General features: G+C 60.4%; 27 protein-coding genes. 9 read left to right on the top strand and 18 right to left on the bottom strand.

The genetic code is table 11. The features are described 5' to 3' along the window. Positions 1-186: 186 nt before the first annotated feature. Both NQ018_RS09575 and NQ018_RS09580 read left to right on the top strand, forming a co-directional pair. On the top strand, positions 187-561 hold the full coding sequence (locus NQ018_RS09575; RefSeq protein ID WP_257060643.1) for a hypothetical protein: 375 nt from the start codon (positions 187-189) through the stop codon (positions 559-561). A 63-nt stretch (positions 562-624) separates the two neighbouring features. Beyond that, positions 625-2223, top strand: a complete 1599-nt coding sequence (locus NQ018_RS09580; RefSeq protein WP_257060645.1) for an FAD/NAD(P)-binding protein — start codon at positions 625-627, stop codon at positions 2221-2223. A gap of 73 nt (positions 2224-2296) precedes the next feature. On the opposite strand, the gene fbaA is transcribed toward NQ018_RS09580, so the two are convergent. The 5 genes from fbaA to NQ018_RS09605 form a co-directional block, all read right to left on the bottom strand. Next, positions 2297-3331 (bottom strand): class II fructose-bisphosphate aldolase, encoded by a 1035-nt coding sequence (gene fbaA, locus NQ018_RS09585; protein ID WP_257038226.1) that lies wholly within the window; start codon positions 3329-3331, stop codon positions 2297-2299. Positions 3332-3515: 184 nt separating this feature from the next. Then, complete coding sequence (locus NQ018_RS09590; protein WP_257060647.1) at positions 3516-4655, bottom strand: glycoside hydrolase family 76 protein; 1140 nt, start codon at positions 4653-4655, stop codon at positions 3516-3518. A 130-nt stretch (positions 4656-4785) separates the two neighbouring features. After that, on the bottom strand, positions 4786-5451 hold the full coding sequence (locus NQ018_RS09595; RefSeq protein WP_257060684.1) for a TrmH family RNA methyltransferase: 666 nt from the start codon (positions 5449-5451) through the stop codon (positions 4786-4788). Further along, positions 5435-5980 (bottom strand): orotate phosphoribosyltransferase, encoded by a 546-nt coding sequence (pyrE, locus tag NQ018_RS09600; protein ID WP_257038228.1) that lies wholly within the window; start codon positions 5978-5980, stop codon positions 5435-5437. Before pyrE ends, NQ018_RS09595 begins: the two co-directional genes overlap by 17 nt. Continuing rightward, on the bottom strand, positions 5970-7022 hold the full coding sequence (locus NQ018_RS09605; RefSeq protein WP_257060648.1) for a TtfA family protein: 1053 nt from the start codon (positions 7020-7022) through the stop codon (positions 5970-5972). The genes pyrE and NQ018_RS09605 overlap by 11 nt, the downstream gene beginning before the upstream one ends. On the opposite strand from NQ018_RS09605, the gene NQ018_RS09610 reads away from it, so the two are divergent. Together NQ018_RS09610 and NQ018_RS09615 are read left to right on the top strand one after the other, a co-directional pair. Beyond that, positions 7011-7526: a hypothetical protein gene (locus NQ018_RS09610; RefSeq protein ID WP_257060649.1), complete on the top strand. Its 516-nt coding sequence runs from the start codon at positions 7011-7013 to the stop codon at positions 7524-7526. The two genes, NQ018_RS09605 and NQ018_RS09610, sit on opposite strands and share 12 nt — an antisense overlap. Then, a complete protein-coding gene (locus NQ018_RS09615) occupies positions 7516-8058 on the top strand; it encodes a hypothetical protein (RefSeq protein ID WP_257060650.1) in 543 nt (180 codons plus the stop codon). The genes NQ018_RS09610 and NQ018_RS09615 overlap by 11 nt, the downstream gene beginning before the upstream one ends. A gap of 1 nt (position 8059) precedes the next feature. On the opposite strand, the gene NQ018_RS09620 is transcribed toward NQ018_RS09615, so the two are convergent. The 8 genes from NQ018_RS09620 to NQ018_RS09655 all read right to left on the bottom strand — a co-directional run bounded on the left by NQ018_RS09620 (position 8060) and on the right by NQ018_RS09655 (position 16504). Further along, entirely contained in the window at positions 8060-8890 is an 831-nt protein-coding gene (locus tag NQ018_RS09620; protein WP_257060652.1) for a sulfurtransferase, read from the bottom strand. A 38-nt stretch (positions 8891-8928) separates the two neighbouring features. After that, positions 8929-9999: an oxidoreductase gene (locus NQ018_RS09625; protein ID WP_257060655.1), complete on the bottom strand. Its 1071-nt coding sequence runs from the start codon at positions 9997-9999 to the stop codon at positions 8929-8931. Beyond that, positions 9999-10427, bottom strand: coding sequence for an organic hydroperoxide resistance protein (locus tag NQ018_RS09630; protein ID WP_257060658.1), 429 nt, complete (start codon positions 10425-10427; stop codon positions 9999-10001). Before NQ018_RS09630 ends, NQ018_RS09625 begins: the two co-directional genes overlap by 1 nt. 100 nt (positions 10428-10527) lie before the next feature. Continuing rightward, complete coding sequence (gene clpB / locus NQ018_RS09635) at positions 10528-13077, bottom strand: ATP-dependent chaperone ClpB (protein ID WP_257060659.1); 2550 nt, start codon at positions 13075-13077, stop codon at positions 10528-10530. A gap of 159 nt (positions 13078-13236) precedes the next feature. Continuing rightward, the gene (locus tag NQ018_RS09640) at positions 13237-13836 is read right to left on the bottom strand and encodes a response regulator transcription factor (RefSeq protein WP_257060661.1); all 600 of its coding nucleotides are present in this window, start codon (positions 13834-13836) and stop codon (positions 13237-13239) included. Next, a complete protein-coding gene (locus NQ018_RS09645; protein ID WP_257060663.1) occupies positions 13829-14854 on the bottom strand; it encodes a sensor histidine kinase in 1026 nt (341 codons plus the stop codon). Before NQ018_RS09645 ends, NQ018_RS09640 begins: the two co-directional genes overlap by 8 nt. A 10-nt stretch (positions 14855-14864) precedes the next feature. Beyond that, positions 14865-15602: an ABC transporter permease gene (locus tag NQ018_RS09650; protein ID WP_257060665.1), complete on the bottom strand. Its 738-nt coding sequence runs from the start codon at positions 15600-15602 to the stop codon at positions 14865-14867. 8 nt (positions 15603-15610) lie between these two features. After that, on the bottom strand, positions 15611-16504 hold the full coding sequence (locus NQ018_RS09655) for an ABC transporter ATP-binding protein (RefSeq protein WP_257060685.1): 894 nt from the start codon (positions 16502-16504) through the stop codon (positions 15611-15613). Between the two features lie 111 nt (positions 16505-16615). Between NQ018_RS09655 and NQ018_RS09660 the strand changes: the two genes are divergently transcribed. The 3 genes from NQ018_RS09660 to NQ018_RS09670 are packed head-to-tail and all read left to right on the top strand — an operon-like array spanning position 16616 to position 19637. Then, positions 16616-17506, top strand: a complete 891-nt coding sequence (locus tag NQ018_RS09660; RefSeq protein WP_257060667.1) for an aldo/keto reductase — start codon at positions 16616-16618, stop codon at positions 17504-17506. Positions 17507-17544: 38 nt separating this feature from the next. Further along, positions 17545-18573, top strand: a complete 1029-nt coding sequence (locus NQ018_RS09665; RefSeq protein WP_257060670.1) for an LLM class flavin-dependent oxidoreductase — start codon at positions 17545-17547, stop codon at positions 18571-18573. Next, on the top strand, positions 18570-19637 hold the full coding sequence (locus tag NQ018_RS09670; protein WP_257060671.1) for a ferredoxin reductase domain-containing protein: 1068 nt from the start codon (positions 18570-18572) through the stop codon (positions 19635-19637). The genes NQ018_RS09665 and NQ018_RS09670 overlap by 4 nt, the downstream gene beginning before the upstream one ends. Here the strand turns inward: NQ018_RS09670 and NQ018_RS09675 are convergent. Next, positions 19634-20461 (bottom strand): carbon-nitrogen hydrolase family protein, encoded by an 828-nt coding sequence (locus NQ018_RS09675; protein WP_257060673.1) that lies wholly within the window; start codon positions 20459-20461, stop codon positions 19634-19636. The two genes, NQ018_RS09670 and NQ018_RS09675, sit on opposite strands and share 4 nt — an antisense overlap. A gap of 102 nt (positions 20462-20563) precedes the next feature. Here NQ018_RS09675 and NQ018_RS09680 point away from each other — a divergent pair, with 102 nt between their 5' ends. After that, on the top strand, positions 20564-20803 hold the full coding sequence (locus NQ018_RS09680; protein ID WP_257060674.1) for a hypothetical protein: 240 nt from the start codon (positions 20564-20566) through the stop codon (positions 20801-20803). Next, positions 20790-21770 (top strand): alpha/beta hydrolase, encoded by a 981-nt coding sequence (locus tag NQ018_RS09685; RefSeq protein ID WP_257060675.1) that lies wholly within the window; start codon positions 20790-20792, stop codon positions 21768-21770. The genes NQ018_RS09680 and NQ018_RS09685 overlap by 14 nt, the downstream gene beginning before the upstream one ends. On the opposite strand, the gene adhP is transcribed toward NQ018_RS09685, so the two are convergent. The 4 genes from adhP to NQ018_RS09705 form a co-directional block, all read right to left on the bottom strand. Then, complete coding sequence (gene adhP / locus NQ018_RS09690) at positions 21767-22798, bottom strand: alcohol dehydrogenase AdhP (protein ID WP_257038246.1); 1032 nt, start codon at positions 22796-22798, stop codon at positions 21767-21769. The two genes, NQ018_RS09685 and adhP, sit on opposite strands and share 4 nt — an antisense overlap. Before the next feature lie 121 nt (positions 22799-22919). After that, positions 22920-24440, bottom strand: coding sequence for an acetaldehyde dehydrogenase ExaC (exaC, locus tag NQ018_RS09695; protein ID WP_257060687.1), 1521 nt, complete (start codon positions 24438-24440; stop codon positions 22920-22922). A 91-nt stretch (positions 24441-24531) separates the two neighbouring features. Continuing rightward, entirely contained in the window at positions 24532-25692 is a 1161-nt protein-coding gene (locus NQ018_RS09700) for a DUF418 domain-containing protein (RefSeq protein ID WP_257060677.1), read from the bottom strand. 13 nt (positions 25693-25705) lie between these two features. Further along, on the bottom strand, positions 25706-26080 hold the full coding sequence (locus tag NQ018_RS09705) for a heat shock protein transcriptional repressor HspR (RefSeq protein WP_257060679.1): 375 nt from the start codon (positions 26078-26080) through the stop codon (positions 25706-25708). Positions 26081-26087 lie beyond the last annotated feature (7 nt).

Genomic DNA, 26087 nt, shown 5'->3' on the forward strand with positions numbered 1-26087 from the left:
CTCATAGAAGGCAACCGCATCCCTTTTGAACTGCTCGTCATAGCGTTTCGCTGACATGGTGGTAGATTACCTTTCCCCCAGCCCGACTGAGCTGAGATTGGGTGTCTACCTAACGGGGGTCAGGTCCACGTACATGAAGGCAGCGATGACGAATACCAAGCCAACACCTATCTTCAGAGCATTGCGGTGGGCGCATACGCTGCCCCGATCGGCGCCACAGTCGCCGGTGCCATATTGGCCTGGGTACTGCCAGGCAACTACTCACTGCTGTCCATCCTGGCGCTTCTGCCAATCCTGGCTCATGAGATCGCCGCCGACGATTGGCTGCGCAATCGGGTGCCACAGCCCAAATACGTCCTGCAAAAGCGTTACATGGGGTTCGTGATGATCCCCTGCGTTGCGATGATCGCCGGGATTGCCTACCGCAGCACGTTTGGCTCCTTGAGCGTTACCATCGGTGGCATTGTGGGCGGATGCATTGCCTTCTGGCTTTTGCCCAAGTGGACCGAGCGGCAGCGCAACCGCGCTCAGCAACGCCTCGATGCCGTAGAGGAGGAGTAGGTTTGTGGGGCCACGGCAGCATGCGCATCCCCACCCCACCAGCATCCCAATTAAGCTGGCCGCATGAGAAGCGTTGCAATAATCGGCTGCGGTCCGCGCGGCCTCACCGTCGCCGAACGCCTGCTGTCCATGGCGGACGCACCCCTGCGCATCGAAATCTTCGAGCCCAACACCCCCGGCTCCGGGGCGGTATGGCGCACCGACCAATCCCCGCAAATGCTCATGAACACAGCAAGCTCGCAGGTCACGGCGTTCATGGACCCCACCGTGGAACTACGCGGCCCCCTACGCCAAGGCCCCACGCTGCACGAATGGGCACACAGTTCCGCCGCCACCCACTGGCTCCCACCCGGACTCCACAACCTCGCCGAATCCCTCCAACCCGACGAACCCGCGCAGCGCCGCTTCTACGGCCACTACCTAGAATGGCACTTCTCAAACATCACCAATGAGCAGGTGCGCGTGCACAAATCCAAGGTCACGCGCGTGGCCCCCTTTGGGGATCAGTGGCAGGTGGAGGCACCCGCCGCAACCGTGCGGGTGGACGCCGTGGTGCTGGCGCTTGGGCACGTCGTTGCCGCTGCTCCCCCAGATGCCCAGGTACTCCTGGACTATGCCAAAGACAAAGACGCGCTGCACATCCTTCCGGGCAACGCTGCCGACGCCAACCTGTCCACCATTTCCGCAGGGGAAACTGTGCTCATTAAGGGGCTTGGCCTGGGGTTTTTTGATTACCTCGCGGAGCTCACGCTCGGCCGTGGCGGCGAATTCCGGGATGGCAAGTACCACCCGAGTGGCCGCGAGCCACGGATCGTGGCGGGCTCACCCGGCGGGCTGCCCTACCGCGGCAAACGCGAAATGACCACCCGCTACACCCCGGAACACCTCACCAAACAAGCAGTAGAGGCGCTCATTGCCAAGCACCAGACCTTGGACTTCATGCGTGACATCTGGCCGCTCGCCGTGGCAGAGGTAGAACACCACTTTCCGAGTGTGGACTGGCAGCGCGTTCTGCACCCACCAGTGAACATGGATCGTTGGCCACAGTGGCTGCAGGACTACCTGCAGGAAGACGCCCGCTGGTGTGAACCCATCCGAGACTGCTGGGACGCAATCGAACTCAGCCTCGCCCACCTCAGCGCCCACTCTTTTAGCGAGCACTTCCAGGGCTTCTTCACCGCCGTGAACTCCAGCAACCTGATGGGCCCGCCGCAGATGCGCCTGGAGCAACTCAGCCAGCTCATCGCCGCCGGTGTGGTGGAGCTGCCCGGCCCGGACTTTGTGGTGGACCCCGACCTCAGCGGAACTTTTGTGGGCTATTCCAAACGCAACCCCACCAAGCGTTATCCTTCCCGGGTGGTGATCGAGGCCAGAGTGCCCAACCCAGACATCACCGTTACCGCCGACCCGCTCCTGCGCCAACTCATCGATGACGAGCTGATTGTGGAACGCGTTCGCACTGACTCCACCGGCACTGCTCACACCGGCGCAGTGGACATCCACGAGCCCAGCATGCAAGTGCGCAACCAACCGGGCCTGTACTGCTTTGGCATCTCCGTGGACGGCGTGACCTGGCCCGCTGCCGAAACCGCGGAGCCTTACACGAAGCACGGCATTCTGCGCCGTGCCGACACCATCGCGGCGGCAATCCTCCTAGGGTGATTGAGGGGCCTGGCACCCAACGCCAACAAAAATAGGGCACCGCCAACCGGCGGTGCCCCAACGCGCAAGTGGATTACTTGCTGAGCGTGGTGCCCACGGAGTGGAGGTCCTGGCAGGCCTCGACAACGCGGTCAGCCATGCCCTGCTCGGCCTTCTTCATGAAGGAGCGTGGGTCGTAGGCCTTCTTGTTGCCAACCTCGCCGTCTACCTTGAGCACGCCGTCGTAGTTGGAGAACATGTGGCCAACGATTGGGCGGGTGAAGGCGTACTGGGTATCAGTGTCCACATTCATCTTGATAACGCCGTAACGCAGAGCCTCTTCGATCTTTTCCTTCTCGGAGCCGGAGCCGCCGTGGAACACGAAGTCGAATGGGTTGGAGCCGGCGGTGAGGCCGAGCTTCTTTTCTGCAACCTTCTGGCCCATGTCCAGAACCTCTGGGCGCAGCTTCACGTTGCCTGGCTTGTACACGCCGTGGACGTTACCGAAGGTGGCGGCCAGCAGGTAGCGGCCGTTTTCACCGGTGCCCAGGGCATCCACGGTCTTGGCAAAGTCCTCTTCGGAGGTGTAAAGATTTGCGCCAGCCTTGGCTTCAACGCCGTCTTCCTCACCACCAACAACACCGATCTCAACCTCGAGGATGATGTGCGCTGCCTTAGCCTTGGCCAGCAGCTCCTGGGCGATCTCCAGGTTTTCGTCGATTGGCACTGCGGAGCCGTCCCACATGTGAGACTGGAACAGTGGCAGTTCGCCGCGGTCAACGCGCTCCTGAGAGATAGCCAGCAGTGGGCGGACGTACTCGTCCAGCACTTCCTTCTGGCAGTGGTCAGTGTGCAGCGCAACGTTGATGCCGTAGTGCTTTGCGGCCTCGTGTGCGAACGCCGCAAGAGCCTGCGCGCCAGCAACCTTGTTCTTCACGGAAAGGCCGGAACCGAACTCTGCACCGCCGGTGGAGAACTGGATGATGCCGTCCGACTCTGCCTCAGCGAAACCGCGGAGAGCAGCGTTGATGGTTTCCGAGGAGGTGCAGTTAATCGCTGGGTAGGCAAAGCCTTCCTTCTTTGCGCGATCGAGCATCTCGTTGTAAACCTCTGGGGTTGCGATTGGCATTGCGTCACCTTCCGATAGTGGACGTTTAGGGTGTAATGCACGCAAGGCCAAGCAAACAGCAACTATTGACCTTGGTGACCTAGTAACCGATTATGCCAGCATCGCACCTCAGCCGCTGCCCCGAAGGCGAAATTTTTAGGAGAGAAATCCCACATATTCGGGCATAGTCAAACTTTCTTCAACATCAGCCGTGGGCACTGACCCGCGCCGCAGCCTCCAAGAGCATCCAGCCGGAGAGCTGCACGGAGAGGTCGCGTTCATCAATGCGCACGATGCGCACGATGTCACTCAGTGAGGAACCACCCACACCGTAGTTGTGCGGCAGGCGGGCATCATCGGTCCAGTCCGTGGCAAAGATCGGCAGACCATCCACCTCCAGGCGGTGATTCCACACGCTGTTCGCAGAGCCCATCACCATCTTGGCTGCCAGGCGCTTGGTGGCGCGGTTTGCCTCTGAGTCCTCCGGGAGGCGTACCGCAAGATCCGCCAGGTAGCGCACCAAAATGCCTTTGAAAAGGCCACCATCGCCATCACCGGTGCGCCAATCAATCACCCCAGCACTGGTTGCCATTTCCTTAGCCACAGCCTGCGTGAGCGCGCGGATATGGGAAAGATAAGGCATTGCAGCTTCGGCCTGATCACTTCCCTGCAGCGCCAGCACAATTTCCAGGCACGCCCCAAGCACCACGCCCTGGCAGTAGGGGTGCGTGGGTTTGACCACCTCAGGGCCGTTCATGGACATGCGAATGCCGTCCATCACCAGGCCGTTATCATCAATCAGGTTGTCAAAGATCCAGTCCACAAGCGCCCGCGCCGTTGCCACATCCCCAGAACGAGCAGCAAGAATTGCCGCTGGGCCGTTGGTGGGCACATTGAAGAAATGCTCTCCGGTGCGCCAAGGCAGCATTCCGACGATCTCATCGCGCCCAGCAAAAATGTTCGCTTCTAAGGTGCGCTGATATTTTTTGGGGCTCTTCTCCTCCAGGCCTCGGGCACGTTGCATGGCGAGGGCAAGCCAGAGCTTGTCGTCGTAATACTTATTCTTGGTGAGCTTGCCCAGGTTCCGCACCCGGATGCCGGTGATCGTCTCTTTGATCGCAGCCTTGCGCCCTTTGGTGTTCACCCTGGTTGCGGCGTCAACGAGGCAGTCCAAGTAGTGCGCCTGCCACCAGTAGTGCCAGCGGTAAAACAGCTTTTCCTTGGTGGTTGGCGGCCAAGCAACAACTGCCAGGTTGGTTTTGGGGATTGCCCAAACGCGGGAGGCGTGGCGTTGCTGGATGGCTGCTTCTGCGAGGTCAGCCCTGTGCAACCAAATTTCGTTCAAGGAAGCCGTTCCTAGGGGTGAGCAGGTGGATAAGGAACACGCCTTCACCCTGACTAGCTGGGAGAATAGGCACTCAGCCGATTATATCGGCATTCACAAGAAAACGTTACTAAAGCGTTATTTTTATGCACTACCACGCCTTGTCCAGGTCCGCGTGCTGGCGCACCCAAGCGTGCATCGCAATCCCCGCAGCCACCCCTGCGTTGATGGAGCGGGTGGAACCGAACTGCGCGATGGAGCACGTCATCAACGCACCCTCCTGCGCCGCGCGGGTCACACCGGGGCCTTCCTGGCCAAACAACAGCAGGCATCGCTGAGGCAGCTCCGCGGTTTCTAGCGGCACGGACCCTGGCGTGTTATCAATGGCCACCACGGTGAGTTGCTGCGCCAACGCCCACTCAATGAGCGCCTCGGTGGATTCGTGGTGCATGAGGTGCTGGTAGCGGTCCGTCACCATGGCGCCACGGCGATTCCACCGCTTGCGCCCCACTATGTGCACGGTGTCTACGGCAAAAGCGTTGGCAGTGCGCACCACGGTGCCAATGTTGGCATCGTGCTCAAAGTTTTCAATGGCGATGTGCAGCGGGTGGCGGCGAGTATCGATGTCCGCCACAATTGCCTCGCGGCGCCAGTAGCGGTAGGCGTCCACCACGTTGCGCCGGTCCCCATGTTCCAGCAGCTCAGGGTCAAGGTGTGGGGCGTCGGGCACGGGTTCGTCGGGATGCTCCTGTGCCCAGGGGCCTACGCCGTGGCGCCCCTCGTTCCACTCAGTGGGGCCTTTAAGCGAGTCCAAGATCTTCCAGCCCCAAAAGGAAGCGGTATTCCAGACCTTCTGCGGCGATCACCTGGTCAGCGCCAGTGGCGCGGTCCACCACGGTGGCCACACCCACTACCTCAGCGCCTGCCTCGCGGAGGGCAGCAACGGCGGTGAGAGGCGAGTTGCCGGTGGTCGTGGTGTCCTCCACCACCAGTACCTTCTTGCCCACAATGTCCGGGCCTTCGATGCGGCGCTGCATGCCGTGCTTCTTGGCTTCTTTGCGGACAACGAAGCTGTGGATCTCGCGGCCGTCGGCGTGCATGATGGCGGTGGCCACGGGGTCAGCGCCGAGGGTGAGGCCGCCCACGGCAACGTAATCCCAGTCCGCGGTGAGCTCACGCAACAGTTCACCGATGAGGCGCGAGGCCTGGGCATGCAGCGTTGCCCTGCGCAGATCAACGTAGTAATCCGCCTCCTTACCGGAGGAAAGGGTCACTTTGCCGTGTACCACGGCGAGCTCCTTGACCAGTTGGGCGAGCTGCGCCTTCTTTTCTTGATTAATTGCCATCGTTTGCTCCTTGGGTTGGGTCACCGAGTTCGGCCACAATATCGTCAAAGATACTCGAGCCCGCGCTTGTATCCCGCAGCACGCGGGTTCCCTGGAAGTCCTGCGGGACCTGCGCCTGCTCGCCGATGCTGCGCACCTCATCCTCCCCGAGCTGGCGCAACTCCACCTCGCCGTGCGCTACCCCAACGGCCCTGCTGGGCAAATTCAGCGGCTCTGCGGGGCGTTGCGGCACGTCCGGCAGCGCCGGCAGTTCATCATCATCCGGTTCCTCTGGCGCGGCCACCACATGCACGAAGGCACGCGTGGGGTCGAACTCCTGGAACTCCACGGGCTGCTTCGCGCCCTTGCGCGGCGGGAGGACGCGGGCGGCGGCGGCCAGCGCGGCAAGCGGGGCCAAGGTGGCATCCCAATCGGACTGGTCACTGCCCTTGGCGAACTGCGCCAGCACCCATTCTGACTCCCACCACACCATCTGCACCGCCGCGGGCAACTGCTGCAGCGCCTGGTCCACGCGCTCATCCAGGAAACGCTCCACGGCGCCCTGCTCATTGGCGCGCAGTCCAAAACCCGCGAAGGCGCGCACCGGCTGCAGGTCCTCGGAGCCACTTCCCTCCCGCCGAGCCTCCAGCACCACTTCGGAGCCTTGGGCGCGTCGGATAGCCATCACCGTGGCGCCGCCGAGTTCGAGCAGGTGCGTCTCATAGCCACCAGACACCCCACTGACCACATCCTTTGCACTGCCCTGCACCCGCACCCACTCCTCCGCGAGGTACGCGTCCTGCTTGACGTACGCAAAGCCGTGCTGCTGGGCCCAGGCCCGCTTCTCCCGCTTCGGGGCGCCGGGGAAACTCCCAAACGCTTGCCGACGAGGGGTGTCACGGTCCGGCGTTGCTGGCACCGGTTGGGGCTGGGGTTGGAGTTGAGCAGCGCGGGGGGCGGTGAACTCAATATCCTCTTCCGCCATGTCCACCGGCTCTACCTGCAAAGATTCGGGCTCCACCGCGGGCAGGGCCACCAACTCAGCCTCCACTTGAGCATCCACAATTTCCTCGGTTGCGCCGTAGTTGACGCCCGCTTGATCCGGCTGGGGCTGAGGTTCGCTGACCGGTTGCGATTGAGGTTCGATTTCTTCGGTGGCAAAAGTACCGGAATCAGCCGCGCTGAACTGTTGGCTGTTTCTCCGACGGACATCGAGCCACCACAGCGCTACACCAGCAAGAAAGAGCAAGGCCGCAACCAAAAAGAGCATGGCTTCAGCTTAACCGCACAGGCGGCCGAGCTGGAACATTTGGAAAAGTACGAGGAAACGCGAGGCACCCCCCCAAAAAAGGGGCGAGGCTTGATTGATTCAGAAGTGAACAGCAATCAATTTTTACTAGGATCCATGGGCAAATTCCCCTCAATGAAAGGTCAGCACAATGCAACCTGGCTCCACAAAGGTTTTCGTAACCATGCTGTTGGCAAGTGCGGCTTTCCTTGCCTCCTGCCAATCCGCGCAAGAGGCACCAGTCACCAATTCGGAGGAGCAAACCCCAATGGAATTTGAATTTGGCAGCCCGTTTGAATTTCAAGACGTAGATACCGCAGCCTATTTTGATAAAACCGCGGCGGAGGCGCGCCCCGCCTCCGCGACGCGAACCCAACCCGAGGCCGCCCTGCTGATTGAGGGCAATGAGCTCGACCCAGTGGAAGAGTGGCGCCACGGCAACGTAGTGGAGCTCGACGAAGAAACCTTTACTGACCCGTTCGAGTTCACCGACGTATCCGTTCAGCTCCCCGGCCTGACAATCTCCCTCATTGCCCCGGAACGCTACGTCATTACGGAAATTCGCACCCTAGGTTTCAGTAGCCTTACAGGCTCGAACCTCGAAGAACTTCTGTCCTCGGATTCGGTATACTTCCAGGAACTCGGCACCATGAACCGGGATGGGTTTACTGAGGGTGGGACGGTAGCCACCTTGGACGTGCCGGAGGACGTCAAATACCTCACGTTGAATGTGAGCTACAACTACCACCCCGAAAGTGAATTGCGGCAAGAAGACGGCAACTACTCCGTCTATCTCCTGCATTTCACCTAACTTATTCCCCGCGCTCTACTGGATTCTTGGGGTCTGCACACCATTGCGACCAGCCGCCAACGTAGTGGCGCGGTGTGCCAATTCCAGCAATGTTCATGGCGATGATCGCCTGGGCGGAGTGGTTGCCCGATCCGGAGTAGGCAATCACGTTGTCTGCGCTGGTGATGCCCACGTTTGCAAAGATCTCACGCAGCTCCTCGGCGCTCTTGAAGGTGCCGTCCTCTTGCAGCAGGTCACGTGAAGGCACGTTTACTGCGCCTGGGATATGGCCCGCCTTGAGGTCCAGGAACTCTTTGCGTCCAGCAAAGCGGTTGGCCTCGCGCGCATCCAAGAGGATGCCGTTGTGCGCCTTCACGTCCTCGATGGTGGCGGTTGGCATGTGGCCAAGGTCCGCGGTGAGGTCGCCAGGAGTGGACAGGTTGCCCGGGCCGCCCAGGGTTTGGTGCCCCTTGGCCTCCCACAGCTTCTGCCCGCCGTCCAAGTAGACCACGTCCTCCACGCCGGCCCACTTCAGCACCCACCAGGCACGGGCGGCGTAGAGGCCCTTGAAGTTGTCATACACCACCACCTGGCGCTTGGAGTCCAAACCCCAGCGGCGGAACCAACGGTCCAGGTTTGCCTTGGTTGGCAGGGGGTTACGGCCCGTCTTGGAGCTTGGTACGGAGGAAAGCGCCAAGGCTACGTCGCAAAACCGCGAGGTGGAGATGTGCTCGGAGTTGAATGCTGGGAACCCGGACCCGCTATGCGCCTCCCACAAGCAGGCAAGGATGATGTTGTTGCTGCCGGCATGGATGCGCTCGGCGAGTTCTTCTACGGAAATGAGGATACTCATGCCAGCGATTCTATTAGCTGTTTCTTAAGCTCGCCCAACTAGGTTGCTTTCGGATAATCCGTGTAGCCGCGCGCCTCGCCAGTGTAAATGTGATCCCAATCAGGTTGCTGCAGTTCAACGCCTTGCTGCCAGCGCGCAACCAGGTCAGGATTAGCCAATGCGGCACGGGCCACCACGGCTGCGTCGGCAAGCTCCAACATCCGTTGGGCATCCTCCAGCCCATTGAATTCCGTTGTTCCCATCTTGGACGCATCATTGAGGAAGAATGCTCCCTGGAAGCGCTCGCGGATATGCCGAACCAACTGTTCAGTATCCGGGGCGTACTCCATAGACAGGTAGGCAATTCCCAGCTCATTGAGCCCATCTACCAGGGCATCATAGGTTTCCACAACCTCCTGCGTCTCCACTACACCTTGGATCGGCAACGCAGGGCTGATTCGCATACCGACGCGCCCAGGTCCCACCTTTTCCACCACTGCCGCCGCGACCTCAAGGGGGAACGCCGCACGCTTTTCCGGGCTGCCGCCATAGGCATCGCTGCGCAAATTGGTGTTGTGGCTCAAGAATTGGTGAAGCAGGTAGCCATTGGCGCCATGCAGCTCCACGCCATCAAAACCTGCCTCTTGCACTGCCCGCTGTGCGGCGAGGGCAAAGCCCTCACGAATGCTCTCTAGGCCATCCTGGTCTAGTTCTTCAGGGACCTCATAGGCAATGCGCTCACCCAAAGCGTTGTGGGTGTAGCCCTCATGAGGGAGCGCACTTGGGGATTGCGTAGGTTGGCCCGTGATTTCTCGGTGCGTGTTCCAACCGGCGTGCATGAGTTGCACCACGATACTCCCGCCTTCGGCGTGCACCGCGCTAACCACCTGCTTCCAGCCAGCGGCTTGCTCGGCGGTTTCCAGGCCGGGTTGCTTGTATTGCACCTTGCCGGCTGTGGTGGGGAAGGTGCCGTCGGTAATCAACAACCCCATCCCCGCGCGCTGCCGATAGAACTCCACCATCAGTTCCCCTGGCACACCCTGCGTGTCCGCGCGCAGGCGCCCCATTGGACCTTGGACCACACGGTTGTTCAGCCTGATTTCCCCAGCTTGCATGGGTTCAAAGAGCATTAGTCCTCCACCACGTTGATTTCTACTGCAATGTTGCCGCGGGTTGCGTTGGAGTATGGGCACACCTGGTGCGCCTTGTGTGCCAATTGCACCGCTTGTTCGTGTGCTTGGCCTGGGATCACCACTTCAAGTTCCACGGCGAGCCCAAAGCCGCCATCTTCCAGCTTCCCAATACTCACCTTCGCACCCACTGCACTTTCACCCAAATCCGCATTTTCATTGCGTGCAACTAATTGCAAGGCGGAGTGGAAACAAGCCGCATACCCTGCGGCGAACAGCAGCTCAGGATTTGGTGTGCCACCTGGGCCACCCATTTCTTGAGGGACGGCCATCTGGGTATCCAGCAACCCATCTGCGGTGCGTACATGCCCATTCCGGCCCGCACCAGTTGCGAGCGCTTCTGCGGTGTAGAGCGGTTGAAGTGTCATCTGAGCCTCCTATGTTGGTTTCACACAAGTATGCACCTAATTTAAATTGTGCGCAATTTAAATTGCATGAAAAGAGCTCCCTCATTGGGGAGCCCTTCCGTTAGGCAGCGGAAACCTCAAGTGCCGCGCCGCCATCGGCAACGTCCACGTTTACCGTGTTGCCGTCCCGGATTTCACCCGAGAGCAGCTTCTTTGCCAACTGGTCACCGATCGCCTGCTGAATCAACCGACGCAGCGGGCGCGCACCATAGGCAGGATCGTAGCCGCGCTCAGCGAGCCAGAGGCGCGCAGCATCGGATACATGCAGCCGCAACTGGCGAGTTTCCAGACGCTTGGCAAGATCACGAACCTGAATGTCCACGATGTTTGCCAATTGCTGCTCACTCAGTGAGTCAAAGATCACCACGTCATCCAGGCGGTTCACAAACTCCGGCTTGAAGGCGCGCTTCACCGCATCCATCATCTGCTCCCTGGTGCCACCGGCGCCCAGGTTGGAGGTGAGGATCAGCACCGTATTGCGGAAGTCCACCGTGCGGCCCTGGCCGTCGGTCAGCCGGCCCTCGTCGAGAACCTGGAGCAGGATGTCAAACACATCCGGGTGGGCCTTTTCCACTTCGTCGAACAGCACCACCGTGTATGGGCGGCGGCGCACTGCCTCGGTGAGCTGGCCACCTTGGTCATACCCCACATAGCCTGGAGGGGCACCAACGAGGCGGGCCACGGAGTGCTTCTCACCGAACTCGGACATGTCAATGCGCACCATCGCGCGTTCATCATCAAACATGAACTCCGCCAGCGCCTTGGCAAGCTCCGTCTTACCCACACCGGTGGGGCCAAGGAAGAGGAAGGAACCCGTGGGCCGATTCGGGTCTGCCACGCCGGCCCGAGCACGCCTGACGGCGTCGGAAACCGCCTGCACAGCCTCGAGCTGGCCTACCACGCGCTTGCCCAGCTCATCCTCCATGTGCAACAGCTTTTCCGTTTCACCCTGGAGCATCTTGCCGGCGGGGATCCCGGTCCATGCGGAGACGACCTCCGCGATCGTGTCCGGGGTGACTTCCTCAGTAATCATGGTGGTTTCCACCTCCGAAGCCTCCGCATCCGCGAGCTGTTTTTCCAGCTCAGGGATACGCCCGTAGCGCAGCTCGGCTACCAGGCCGTAGTCGCCGTCACGCTCCGCAATCTCCGATTCCTGCCGCAGCTTCTCCAGCTCCTCCTTGGCTTCACGCACCCGGTCCACCGCTTGTTTCTCATTGTTCCAGCGTGCAACCAGTTCGCCCAGGCGCTCGCGTTCGTCGGCAAGCTCCTGGCGCAGCTTGGCCAAGCGGTCCTTAGAAGCGGCGTCCGTTTCCTTGGTCAGCGCCATTTCCTCAATCTCAAGGCGGCGCACGATGCGCTCGAGTTCGTCGATTTCCTGCGGCGAGGAGTCAATTTCCATGCGCAGGCGGCTGGCTGCCTCATCCACCAAGTCGATGGCCTTGTCCGGCAGGAAGCGGGAGGTGATGTAGCGGTCCGAGAGCGTGGCTGCTGCTACCAGGGCGGAGTCCTGAATGCGCACGCCATGGTGTACCTCGTAGCGCTCCTTGAGGCCGCGCAAAATACCGATGGCATCCTCCACCGAAGGCTCCCCAACAAACACTTGCTGGAAACGACGCTCCAAGGCGGCGTCCTTCTCAATGTACTTGCGGTACTCATCCAAGGTGGTAGCACCCACAAGGCGCAGCTCACCGCGCGCAAGAAGGGGCTTAATCATGTTGCCGGCGTCCATCGCGGAGTCGCCAGTAGCGCCGGCACCGACGATGGTGTGCAGCTCATCAATGAAGGTGATGATCTCACCCTCAGCCTGCTTAATTTCATCCAGCACAGCCTTGAGGCGTTCCTCAAACTCACCGCGGTACTTGGCGCCAGCAACCATCGAGCCCAAATCCAAGCTAATAAGAGTCTTGCCCTTGAGGGATTCTGGGACGTCACCAGCTACAATGCGCCGGGCAAGACCTTCCACGATCGCAGTCTTACCCACTCCGGGCTCACCGATCAACACTGGGTTGTTCTTGGTTCGCCGGGAAAGTACCTGCACCACGCGGCGGATTTCGGCGTCGCGGCCAATCACCGGGTCGATCTTGCCTTCGCGGGCGCGTGCGGTGAGATCGGTGGAGTACTTCTCCAGGGCCTGGAACTGCGCTTCTGGGTCTTGGGTGGTCACCTTCTTTGCCCCACGCACTGCGGGAAATACGCCCTTGATGGCGTCATACGTAGCCCCGCGCTTGGTGAGCAGCTCAGCGGCGTCACTTTTGCCCCGCGCAATACCAGCGAGCAACACTTCCGTAGAAACGTACTCATCACCAAGTTCACCGGCGAGTTCCTGAGCTGCGGTGAAAGCATTGAGTGCGTCACGGTTAAAGTTCGGGTTTGCCATCCCGGAGCCCTGTGCCTGGGGGTAACTATCTACCAAGGCGTTGGCCTCCTTGGCCACCACCTGGGGATCAACACCTGTAGCACGCAGCACAGGCACCGCGATGCCGTCTTCTTGGCCCAAAATTGCGGCCAGCAAGTGCGCTGGCCGAATGTCTGGGTTGCCTTTAGCGGAAGCCTGCTGCAGCGCTACCTGCAGGGCTTCTTGAGTTTTGGTTGTTGGATTAAATGCGTTCATGATGTTCCTTTCTTCACTACATTTTCTCCAACGGCCACAAAGTTGAGTTTGTTCCACTCAACTCAAAAAAAGTTGAGCGACGGTGACTCAACCCCGGCTTTTGACGCTTGGTCACTCCAGCAACATCAGCCACAAAAACTTTTCTAGCAGGGCAAATGCCTAGATCCATCCCGCCTCACGGGCCCGCAGGTACGCTTCAACCTTGTTCGCAGCACCCACCTTGCCGATGGCAGACGAAAGATAATTACGCGTAGTACCGGGAGCCAAGTACACCTTCCGCGCAATCTGCTGCACACTCAACCCCGCACCGGCTAGCTCAAGAACCTCTACCTCACGGGGTGTCAGCGGTGAGTCCGGTAGACCGATCGTGTGTGCGGCTAGGTCGGCGTCGATAAATCGCCTTCCGCCATGCACCGTGCGCACAGCATCCGCAAAGTCTTGAGCGCTCGCTGTCTTTGGCAAGTAGCCAAGGATCCCCAGTTCCAACGCACGCTTCAATCGCTGTGGGCGCGCGTGACTCGTAACCATGAGAATGCGCGCCGCGGGATCACTCTTGAGTAATTCCTGCGCAGTAGCAAGACCATCCATGCCTCTCATGTGATAATCCAGCACCGCAACGAACCCAGGAGTCCAGACCTCAAGCAGCTCCTCACCAGAACTGCACACACCACGCACCCGGAAATCTTCCTCCAGGCTCAAAAGCGTGGCAAGGGAGGAACCCACAAGGGCTTCGTCGTCCGCAATCACAATGTCAATCAAAATCCAGCACCACTTCCACCACTTCCCCATCCTGACTCAAGTTGAGGCGCCCACCCGCGGCGGCAGCCCGTGAAGCGAGGGTGTCCAAACCGCGCCACGGGCCGATGTTCGCGTGGGCCCCGTCATTGCGGACCTTCACTTTGCGCGGCTCGACAAGGATGTCCACCGCACCCGCATCAGAATGTTTCACCACGTTGGTAATCGCCTCACGGACAAACCACGCCGCCAGAGCATTATTATGTGGAAAGTCCGTGCCACTTCCGCTCACCTGCACCTTGATCCCATGTTCTTGGAGCAGCTTTTGCGCACCCTGGAGCTCAGACTCCAATTCCACCGCACGATACCCATGCACCACCTGCCCCAAATGGAGCACAGCTTCGTTGTTCACTGCTACCAAACTCTCCGCCTCATGGAGGAGCTGGGAATCATCCGGGTAGCGCTTCTTCACAACTTCTTGGATTACCTGGGCCTTCAGCCCCACAGTGGCCAGGTGCTGCCCCAGAGAATCATGTAACTGCTGAGCAATACGCAACCGTTCCCTATTCCTTTCCAACTCAGCAGCAGTATTGCGCGCTTGTTCAAGCTCCCTGATCACGTTGAGCGTCCACAGGGAAGGCACACTCACCACATAGGCAGCAAGAGCAACGGCAGCGACCCACCAGGGACCCATTGCGCAGACAATGAGGAGCCAGACCACGGCATGCAGGTGCCGATTGCGGAGTAATGGCAATACAAACAAGAACAAGAGCCACGCCGCCCAATCGCGCAGTGGCTCATAGAAAATCATGAGCGCAAGGCAGACATAGTTACCCCAGAGGAGACGAGAGGAAAGTCCATTCCCCCAAAGGCCCACGCCCTGGTACACGGCGAGCGCACCAAGAACGAAGGGGATCCCGGCGATGACCATCTCCCACCACTGCGACGGCCGCACACCCAGGCTGAGCGCCCAGTAGAACGGGGCACAAAGAACCCAACAGGTGGTGAAAAAGCCAGTGTGGAGGCGCTGCCGTGCAGTCATATCGTGCAGTTTAACGCGCCTCCCAACGAAACGTTTTTCGCACCGCGATCAGGGAAAGCAGCCCCCAGCCAAGCAACAACAATGCCATTTGCCAAGGCGAGAGGCTGAACATTTCCTGCGCCTGATCCCCCAGCCAGGCGTGATACACCAACTGGTTCACCGGAGTGAAAGGGAGGAAGTCCACCACTGTTTGCAGCTGCGGTGAAAGCAGTTGGCGCACCCCAGAAGTACCAACAATGCAGCCGACCATCACCGGAAATGCAGTAAATTGAGCAGCCTCCGGCGTTTTGGTGAATACACTGGTGAGGTACGCGGCTCCCACATAGAGGACCATTCCCCCCAGCATGGCCACAACTAACCACAGCGGCTCTTGTGGCATCACCGCACCACGGGCCCGCATCACAGCAAGCATGACCACCGTTTGCAGCGCCGTGGTAATGACTGTTGGCATGGCAATGCTCACAAGGATTTCCCAGTCTTGGCATTCACCAGTTCGCAAACGCTTGAGTACACCCTCTCCCCTTCGCGCCGTAGCCATGGAAAGCACTGCATAAAACAAGCCGATGAGCAGCACCAAGATTGTGAACATCTCAAAAGCGAGAACAGCAGTAGCTGGGCTTTCTGCCATGGTTTTGTAAAAGAGGATTACCGGTGTACCAACGGGGAAGAGCAGCGCCATCACTAGGACCGTGCGGTTGCGGAGAAATTGCAAAGTTTCGGCGCGGCTGAGTGCAATAATTCGTTTCATGAAGATCCTTAGGGTTGTTTCGCAATGGACTCAAACACCTGCATGAGGCTTGCAGGTTGAGCAGAAAACTGGCGCAGTTCAACTGAGTTGGCGTCCGCCCAAGAGAGCAGAGCAAACGCATCTTTTTGCAACTGCTGGGTGTGCACCATAACGATGTCCCCGTGAGTGGATACGGTGCCATCAAGCTGCGGCAAGCTGAGGTGGCGGTTGTTCAGAGAGAAGCTAATCTGTGCTGGTAGAGCCTGGCGTATTTCCTTCACACTCCCTTGGGCCCGGATGACCCCTCTGTGCATGATCACCATGGAGTCGCACAGCATTTCCGCTTCTTCTAGGTAGTGAGTGGTGAGCACCATGGTTACGCCGGATGCCTTCAAATTAGCCAAGAGTTCCCAGGTGTTTGCACGCGATTCTGGGTCAAGACCAGTAGTGGGCTCATCCAGGAAAATGACGCTGGGTGAGCCAACGAGTGCGCATGCGAGGTCAAGACGGCGTTGTTCTCCACCCGAAAGCGAGCCCACCCTGGTATCAGCCTTGTGCAAGAGGTCTACGCTCTCCAGGATTTCTTCCACTGGTTTTGGGGTGCTGCAGGTTCCGGCCCACATCACCAGGGTTTCCTTCACGCTGAGTTCCACTGGCAAAGCGCCGTGTTGCAGCATGATGCCCAGGTGTGGGCGTAGCTTCTTGCGCTGGGCAATTGGGTCCATTCCGAGGACTTGAACGCTACCGCTAGTAGCCGAGGCCAAGCCCTCAAGAATATCTAGGGTGGAGGTCTTACCTGCACCATTTGTACCTAGCAACCCAAAGCATGTTCCTTTGGCAACTTGAAAACTGATGTTGTCCACTGCGGTGAAATCACCGTAGCGGCGAGTCAAACCTGAGACTTCTATGATTGGCTTCTGCATATATCCAATACTGGCCGCCGCACAAGGGCCGAGGTAGTGCCGAGAATCATCGATATGCAATGACATTTGTCATTTCCTAGCCCTCCGCACACCCCAGATAGCATGAACGCCATGAACAAGAATGTAATTGCGGGAATGATGCGCATCGCGGAGCTCAGCGACGCCCAGATCCGCGCCCTCTACACCGCCTACCGCGAAGAAGGTGTGACGCACTTTGACCACGCAGACATCTACGGTGCATTTTCCCCAGGCGGTAGCTACCACTACTGTGAGCGTCGGTTTGCGCAGGCCCTCGCGCTGAGCCCCGCGGAACGCGAGGAAATCACGCTGCAGACCAAGGTGGGGATCGTGGCCTCCCCGAATACCACGACCTACTACGATCACTCCTACGCCCACATCATGAGCAGCGTGGAGGAATCGCTGCGCGCGCTCGATGTGGATTACATTGACACGCTCCTCCTGCACCGCCCAGACACCCTCATGGAACCCGAGGAAGTGGCGCGGGCCTTTGAGGAACTGCAGCACAGCGGCAAGGTGCGCACCTTTGGCGTTTCCAACTACACAAGCGGACAAATTGAGTTCCTCCAGCAGGCAGTCACCCAGCCTCTGGAGGTGAATCAAGTGCAGCTTTCATTGGTGCAGGCGGGCTTGGTCAGCGAGGGCATTGCGGCCAGCGCCAACTATGGGCTGCTTGAATACGCCCGCAGGAAGGACATTCAGCTGCAGGCTTGGGCACCATTCCAGGCAGCAGGTGGCACGTTCCTGCACTCGCCGGAGTTTCCTGAGTTGAATGCGGTGCTTGGGCGCGTCGGTAATAAGCTGGGCTGCAGCGCCACTGCCGTTGCTGCGGCGTGGATTTGCTCGCACCCCGCCGGGATTCAGGTGGTTGCGGGAACCAGCAGCCCGGAGCGCGTGCGGGAGATTGCGCAAGGCGCTGGAACGCAGCTTTCCCGCAGGCAGTGGTATGCGCTGTACGCTGCCGCAGGCCACCCACTCCCCTAGTTGTTGACACATCACATTCATGGGCTTAGCATCGAGCCATGAAAACATTTGGATTCCTTAGCTTTGGCCACTATGACATCCGCTCAGGCGCGAAGGACATGCTCCACCAAGCGCTTGAGCTCTCCCAAGCCGCGGATGAGCTTGGCGTGAACGGCGCCTACTTCCGGGTCCACCACTTTGCACCCCAAGGCGCGGCCCCCATGCCGCTACTGAGTGCAATCGCCGCCACCACCAAAACCATTGAGGTGGGCACCGGCGTGATCGATATGCGCTATGAAAACCCTCTTTACCTTGCAGAAGAGGCGGCGCAACTGGACTTGCTCTCCAACCATAGGATCGCGCTCGGGGTGTCGCGAGGGTCACCGGAACCGGCTGAGCGCGGATATGAGGCCTTTGGCTACACCGGGTCAAAGGATCCTCGCGGCGCAGACATCGCCCGCGCGAAGTGGGAGCAGTTCCTCGCCGCGGTGCGCGGGGAGCCCGTAGCCACCGCCGCTACCTGGGACAAGCAGTACCCCAGGATGTACCGCGAGGGCGCGCCGCTGCCCGTGTTGCCGCAGTCTCCGGGGCTAGACCGCAGGCTGTGGTGGGGCGCCGGCTCAGCAGAATCCGCACGGCAAGTGGCCCGGGATGGGGTGAACCTCATGAGCTCCACGCTGCTCGCGGAAACCAGCGACCAGTCCTTCGGCGACCTCCAAGCCGCCCAAATCCAGGCCTTCCGGGAGGAATGGGCAGCTCAGGGGCATGACTGGGAGCCGCGCGTCTCTGTATCGCGCTCCATCTTCCCCATCACTAACGACGCCGAGCGGGCCATGTTCGGCCGCAGCAGCCACGACCAGGTGGGCATCATCGACGACCTCAAAGCCACCTTCGGCCGCACCTACGCCGACGAACCCGACAAACTCGTGGAGGCCCTCAAACAAGATGCCGCCGTGATGAGCGCAGACACCCTCATGCTCACCATCCCCAACCAGGCAGGCGTGGCGCTCAATCTCTCCATCCTGGAGAACTTTGCCAAGCACGTTGCCCCGGAGCTTGGGTGGGAGCCAGCTAGAATAGGAGCGTGATTCACCAAGAACTGCTCCAGGAACAAGAGCTTCACCAGCTCTTCTTGCAGCATGTGCTCACCCACGCGCCGGAGGTAGCCACCCGGCTGCACCTGCGCTCCGCACCGGCCGGGCAGGCAATCGCCGCTCTGCTGCGCGCACCGGAACGCTTTGTGGAACACGCCCCACTCGGGGTCTTCGGGGTGCAGGAAAGTGACTACCCCGCACTCCTCGCCGCCGCCTTACACGCCGTGCAAACCCTCGGCAAGGACCTCCCGCTGGAGGAAGTCCTGGCTGCGGAGCGGGTGCTGCATGAAAGCGCCCGCACACTCAAAGCGCGGCCTGCGCCGGAGCTTTCCGACGCCCACGTGGTCCAAGTAGAACGCCGTTCCAGGCGCATCACCATTGTGCGCATCCAGGTGCACGCCCCCACCTCCTACCGCGCTGGCCAGCACCTCTGGCTCGGCCCCTCGCTCACCCCAGGGCGATGGATGCGGGTATATCCCTCCATTCCAGCAAATGAGCAGGGCCAACTTGAAATCCACTGCTTCGATTCCTCTGCAGACTCCTCAGTTGCCCTGCGCGAAGGCGATACCTGCCGCGTCTCCCAGGGCCTCGGCACCCCCATTGAGTTGGATGACCGTGACCTGCTGCTCATCAGCCACGGCACCGCGCTGGCGCCCGTGCGCGCGCTGATGCTAGACCAGCTCAACCAATCCGCCGACCCGCCACGCATCCATATGTTCTTAAGCGCCGAATACCCCGGTGAGCAGTACGAGCTTGCCACCATGTGGCAGATCGCCGCCACCGCGCCGTGGCTGGCAATCACCCCGGTTGTGCAGCACCCGCAAGACGCATGGTGGGTGGGTGCCACCGAGCACTCCAAACCGCCACGGGGGCTCCACCTCCCGCAGGTGGGGCAGGTGGGCCAAGTGGTGGCCAGCTACGGCCGCTGGCTGGACCGCCACATCATCATCGCCGGCACCACCGAAGAAATCCGCGCCACCCAAGAAGCCTTGGCCAAAGGCGGGATTCAGCACAGCACGGTGTTGGATACCTCCCCGCGGAGATTCTGGGAAGGTTAGTACGTGTCCGTGCCTTCCAGAACCGGCAGTGCTTTCCTGGTGTGTGCCACCTTGGCTACGTCGATAGTGCAAAGCAGCAGCTCTGGAGCGTAGCCTGCCTCTGCGATCCGTGTGCCGTCTGGGGCGATCACGGCGGAATGGCCGATGCCGGTTGGGGCTCCTTCGGAGCGTTGCTCGCTTTGCTCGGGGCGAGCCTGGCCGGCAGCGAGGATGAAGGTTGTGGAGTCCAGCGCGCGGGCGGCGGTGAGGGTGCGCCATTGTTCGAGTTTGCCTTCGCCATCGGCCCAGCTCGTGGGGAGCACGATCACCTCAGCACCTTGCGCGGCGAGGGCGCGGAACTGGCCGGGGAATCGGACGTCGTAGCAGATGGCCACGCCGAACGTCACCCCATCAACTGTGAATGTTGCCAGTTCAGAGCCGGGTTTTACTGTGTCCGACTCCTTGTAGCCAAAGGCGTCGTATGTGTGGATCTTCCGGTAGGCGGTGCTGGAGGTGTTGGGGGTGTTGGCGGTGTTGGGGCTGGCAACCAAGGCCACGTTGTAAATGCGATTGACCTCCCCCTTGGTGTCCGCTGGCTCAAACATGCCGAGCACGATGGTAATCCCCAGCTCATCGGCGAGTTCGCGCACCGCAGAGGCAAACGGCCCATCGAGGGGCTCCGCCTGGGTGTCCAGCCGGCCCGTTCCAAAGGCTTGACTTGTGGCCTCCGGGAACACAACTACCCTCGCCCCGGCCTCGGCAGCCTTCTGAGCTTGGGTTTTCACGAGTTCCAGGTTGGCCTGAATCTCTTTCCCGCTTGTGATTTGCGCCAGTGCGATCAACATACCCAAACCCTACTGTGGAATTTGGGCAGTTTTCCACAGTTTCCGCCCTTTCGCTGCCCAGCCCCTCGCGCCCAGGGGGTCTGCCCACGCAGGCTTAAGGGCATGGAATTTCACACAGACGCATCCAAACATCTTCACCGCTGCCCCATGCCAAGGCAGCCCGACGTCCCCGCGGTTGGCGGGGAGACTGAACGCTCACTGCGCCAATTTTTAGCCATCTACCAGGGACTGAGTGCAAACAGCGAGGAACACATAGACCTCCATCTTGATTCAGTTCGCTCCTGGCTTGCCGCCGCAGAGAAGCTGGACCAGCAGTTTTGGGGCCGCCATGATACCGCTTAGCACCAGCGCACTGGGAGCGGCGGCCCAGGTACTGCGACTCCACCACAGCGGCCGAGCGCAGGCGTGGGGGCACACTGCCGAAGGCCTTGGGCGTGCGTTTTCCCTCATGGACGGCCAGGCCGCCCAAGCTGCACGAAACCGCAGCCGCACACTCCTGCGCCACAGCCGTGAACTTGACCTTTTACTCACTCAAGCGGCCATCATCTTGGAGCTCACGGCGGGCGCCAACGCCGTTTTGGAGGGCTTCGCGCAGAAAATCTGGGACCTCAACCCAGGGTCTGTGGCGGCCATCGCGGCGTTGCGTGCGCTTGGCAGGCAACTCGACGCAGCCTGCGCCGCCGAACTCGATAGGCTGGCGGGGCTGTGCCGGGGATCGGGTGCTGCCGTGCAGGGGGAAGCCGTGATCTTTGGTGAGCTCGACGCGCAGAACATCATCACCGTTGTTGCCGGGGTGGGTTCCAGCTCTGAGCAAGGCCAGGAGGCCGCCGCCCGGCGCGCGTTGGCGCTGCATGAGGCCACCGGGGCAACGGTCATTGCGTGGCAGGGGTACACCGCACCGGCTTCCGTGGTGGCGGGGCTGCGCACCGAGCCGGCGGTTACGGGTGGCCGGGACCTCGCGGCGTTTCAGCAGCAATTGCGTAAAGTCGCCCCGCAGGCGCAGCTCACCGTTGTGGGCTATTCATACGGGTCCGTGGTAACCGGCCACGCAGGTGCAAGCCACGGCCTTGAGGCAGATACCGTGGTGTTGGTGGGAAGCCCGGGGGTTCCGTCGGGAGCGTTCGCTGGCAGTAGAAGAGTTGTTGCCGTGCTGGGTGCGCGCGACCCCATCGGTCTCACGGGCTCCCGGTTCGGGGCTCTTCATGGTGAAGACCCGCACGTGGAAGGGGTGATCCTCAGCGGAGGCCATTCGGACTACTTTGAGGACCCCGCCTTCCATGAGGTGATGCGGGAGGTGCTTGCGCGCTAGAAGCGGATTGCCATGCGGCCGTCGATCTTGCCGTGGCGCATGTCCTCAAACACACTGTTGACGTCGTCGAGCTTGCACTCGGTGACGGTTGGGTGGATCTTGCCGCGCGCGAAGAAGTCCAGGGCCTCTTCCAGATCTTGGCGCGTGCCCACAATGGAGCCGCGGATGGTGAGGCCCTTGAACACGATGTTGAAGATGTTCGCTGGGAACTCTCCTGGTGGCAGGCCGTTGAACACGATGGTGCCGCCCTTGCGCGCCATGTTGATGGCCTGGGCAAATGCCTGTGGGTGGACTGCGGTCACAAGCACACCGTGGGCGCCGCCGCCGGTGTATTCGAGGATCGCTTGGGATGGGTCGCCGTCCTTTGCGTTTACCACGAACTCCGCGCCGTGCTTCTTGGCGAGCTCCAGCTTTTCATCGGCGATATCCACGGCGATCACGCGGCGGCCCATTGCCACCGCGTACTGCACGGCGAGGTGCCCCAGGCCACCCACACCGGAGATCACCACAAACTGCCCTGGGCGGGTGTCCGTGACCTTCAGGCCCTTGTACACCGTCACTCCGGCGCACAGGATTGGTGCGGCAGCCACCGGGTCCACGCCTTCGGGGATGCGGGCGCAATAACGGGTATCTACCAGCATGTACTGGCCAAAGGAGCCATTCACGTTGTACCCACCGTATTGCGCTTCATTGCACAGGGTTTCCCAACCGGTGCGGCAGTGCTCGCAGTGGCCACAAGCGGACCACAGCCAGACGTTACCTACCATGTCACCTTCTGCAACGGTGTGCTCGCCTGGGCCGAGTGCCACCACTTCACCCACGCCCTCATGGCCAGGGATGAATGGCGGTTTGGGCTTGACCGGCCAGTCACCTTCTGCGGCGTGGAGGTCAGTGTGGCAGATGCCGGAGGCGATGAGCTTGACCAGCGCCTGGTTTGGCCCTGGGGTAGGCAGTTCGATTTCGCGGACGTTTACCTCTGGGCCGAGCTCGTCTACTACTGCTGCGGTGAATTTCTCTGGGAAAGTCATGGTCTTCCTCCTCATTGTGATTTGAATTACTTTTTCAATAGTGTGCAGATACGCCACAATCCGGCTCCCATACGGGAAAGCCGGATTGCAACAGGTGTGATGTGGAACAGTGGCAACGCCTTTAGAACAGGCCGGTTGGTTCCTCGCTGTAGGAAACCAGGAGGTTCTTGGTCTGCTGGTAGTGGTCCAGCATCATGAGGTGGTTCTCGCGGCCAATGCCGGACTCCTTGTATCCACCGAACGCAGCGTGCGCTGGGTAGTTGTGGTACTGGTTCACCCACACGCGGCCAGCTTGGATGGCGCGGCCAGCGCGGTACGCGGTGTTCTGGTTGCGGGTCCACACACCGGCGCCGAGGCCATAGTTGGTGTCATTCGCAATGCGGATGGCTTCGTCGAAGTCCTTGAAGGTGGTCACGGAGAGCACCGGACCAAAGATTTCCTCGCGGAAAATGCGCATGTCGTTGGTGCCGCGGAACACGGTGGGCTCAATGTAGTAGCCGCCGTCTAGGCCTTCGATCTTGTTGATATGGCCGCCGGTGAGCACTTCCGCACCCTCCTTTGGGCCGATCTCCAGGTAGGAGGAAATCTTGTCCATCTGCTCCTGGGAGGCCTGCGCACCCATCATGGTTTCGGTGTCCAGTGGGTTGCCGAGCTTGATCTGCTTCACGCGCTCAACGCCGCGCTTAAGGAACTCGTCTGCGATGGACTCATGGACCAGTGCACGCGAAGGGCAGGTGCACACCTCGCCCTGGTTGAGTGCGAACATGGTGAAGCCTTCCACGCACTTTGCAAAGAAGGAATCATCCTGATCCATGATGTCCGCAAAGAAGATGGATGGGGACTTGCCGCCGAGCTCCAGTGTGACTGGGATGATCTTGTCTGCGGCGGCCTTGTTAATGATGCGGCCAACCTCAGTGGAACCGGTGAAGGCAATCTTGCCAATGCGGTTGGATCCGGAAAGGGCAGCGCCGGCTTCCTCGCCCAGACCATTGACAATGTTGAGTACGCCGTCTGGGATCAGGTCACCCACCACCTCAATCCAGTGGAGGATGGACACTGGGGTCTGCTCCGCAGGCTTGAGCACAATCGCGTTGCCGGCCGCCAGCGCGGGGGCAATCTTCCATGCGGCCATGAGGATTGGGAAGTTCCAAGGGATGATTTGACCGACCACGCCAATTGGCTCATGGAAGTGGTAGGCCACCGTGTTCTTATCAATCTGCGAGGTGCGGGACTCCTGCGCGCGGATCGCCGCGGCAAAGTAGCGGAAGTGATCGATCGCCCCTCGAATGTCTCCGGCAAGGGTTTCACGGATCGGCTTGCCGTTGTCCCAGGTTTCCACCAGGGCGAGCTCCTCCAAGTGCTCCTCCATGCGCTGAGCGATCTTCAGCAGGAGGGTGGAACGCTCCACTGGGGAAGAGTCACCCCAAGCGGGTGCGGCCGCATGGGCAGCGTCGAGAGCCAGCTCAATGTCTGCGGCCTTACCGCGCGCAACCTGGCAGAACACTTCACCCGTAACCGGGGTGATGTTGTCCATGTACTCACCATCAGTAGGGGGCACCCACTTGCCGCCAATGTAGTTATCGTAGCGATCACGGAAAGAAACGATTGATCCTTCTTCGCCTGGTTTGGTGTAGATGGTCACATGAGCTCCAATCTGCATCTAGTGTGTGCCCCGCCACAATTTTGGACGAGGTGAGGCCTAGGTTACAGATTTTGCTTTGTGTGCGAAAGATTTATGCCAATTTTGGTGAATATCCCACCTTCCGGTGGATTGATTCCACCGGCCCGCGCTTGCCCAGACTGCGCCAAAAACCTGCTACAAGCACAGTCACTAGCCACACGAACACGGCCACGCCGGTAACATAGGCAGCGCCACCCCCGTAGCCCACACCCAGGCCGTACGGGGCCATGATCAACCCAAAGAGGACCGACTGCGCCACATACCCACTCATACTCATTGAGCCAAGAGCGGCCACCGCACCGAAGATTTCCCCTACTCCCCCGCGGCGCTCAACCCAGTGCGCCAACAGCGCAAACATGGCCAGGAAACCCGGGCCGGAAAGCGGACCCACAGCAGTATTGATGAACACGATCGCTTCCGTGTTCATGCCGTTGATCCCGATGAACCACCATACAGCACCCAGAATGATGCACAGGCCAAAGGTGATAAGTGCCAGGGCGCGCAGCAGCGGTAGGTAGCGCGGCACATGCCACATCATGCCGCGGCGCCCGGCCACAAACCCCACGAGGATGCACGGGCCCAGCATGAAGATCACGCCGAAAAAGCTCAGAGGCTGGCTTGCCACTATGATCGCGCCCGCCACAAGCTGATCCAGGTAGCTTTCCACCATAGGCGCCGCCATATTGAGTTTTGCCATGTCTATGACGCCACCCATGACAACCGAAAGCGCAGTCAAGAGCCCCATCACACCAATCCACACCACCGCAAGCGCGGCGGCGATGGTCAACAGGGCCTTGTCTTTGAGGCGCACCACCAGGCACATTGCCATGCCGGCCAGCCCGTAGAACACCATGATGTCTCCCCAGAACAGGAAGATTGCATGCAACACACCGAAACCCGCGAGCCAGGCGTATCTGCGCAGAATCACGCGGGTGGCACGGTGGCCTTTTTGCAGTTCCCGGGCGTAGATCATCCCGATGCCGTATCCCAGCAGCGTGGAGAACAGGGCGATGCCGCGCACATGCACGAACATTGCGCCAAACAGGCCGGCCATGGAGTCGGCGGTGTTGCGCACGATCCCGAATCCAGTCTCCCCCGCGTCCCCCGACCACGCCGTAATTGCATTTGCAATGGCGATGCCTAATAAGGCAAAACCACGCGCGAGGTCGGGGGCAACAAGTCTGCGGGAATACTGCGTATCCAGGGAATCCATGCCCTCCTTTTTACTATGAGGAGGAGGAAGAGCGCCCTCGACGCGGCTGCCACATCACCACGGCAGTTGAACGCGGCACGTGCACAATCTCCCCTTTGGGCCTGGCTACTTGGCGGCGCAGTTGCTCATTTTCGCGCTTGAGCTGCTCATTTTCGCGCTTTAGCTCAATGATGGCTTTGATCCCCGCAAGGTTGACTCCCTGATCCTGGGAAAGCGACTGAATCTCCCGCAACATGGAAATATCGTTCTCGCTGTACCTACGCCCGCCACCAGATGTGCGCTCCGGCGTGACCAGACCCATGCGGTCATAGGTGCGCAAAGTCTGCGCGTGCATCCCGGAAAGCTCCGCAGCAACCGAGATCACATAGGTTGTCCGTTCTGTACTCATGGTTCTC

The organism is Corynebacterium kozikiae (genome assembly GCF_024580965.1).
In the GTDB taxonomy this organism is placed as follows: Bacteria; Actinomycetota; Actinomycetes; order Mycobacteriales; family Mycobacteriaceae; genus Corynebacterium; species Corynebacterium kozikiae.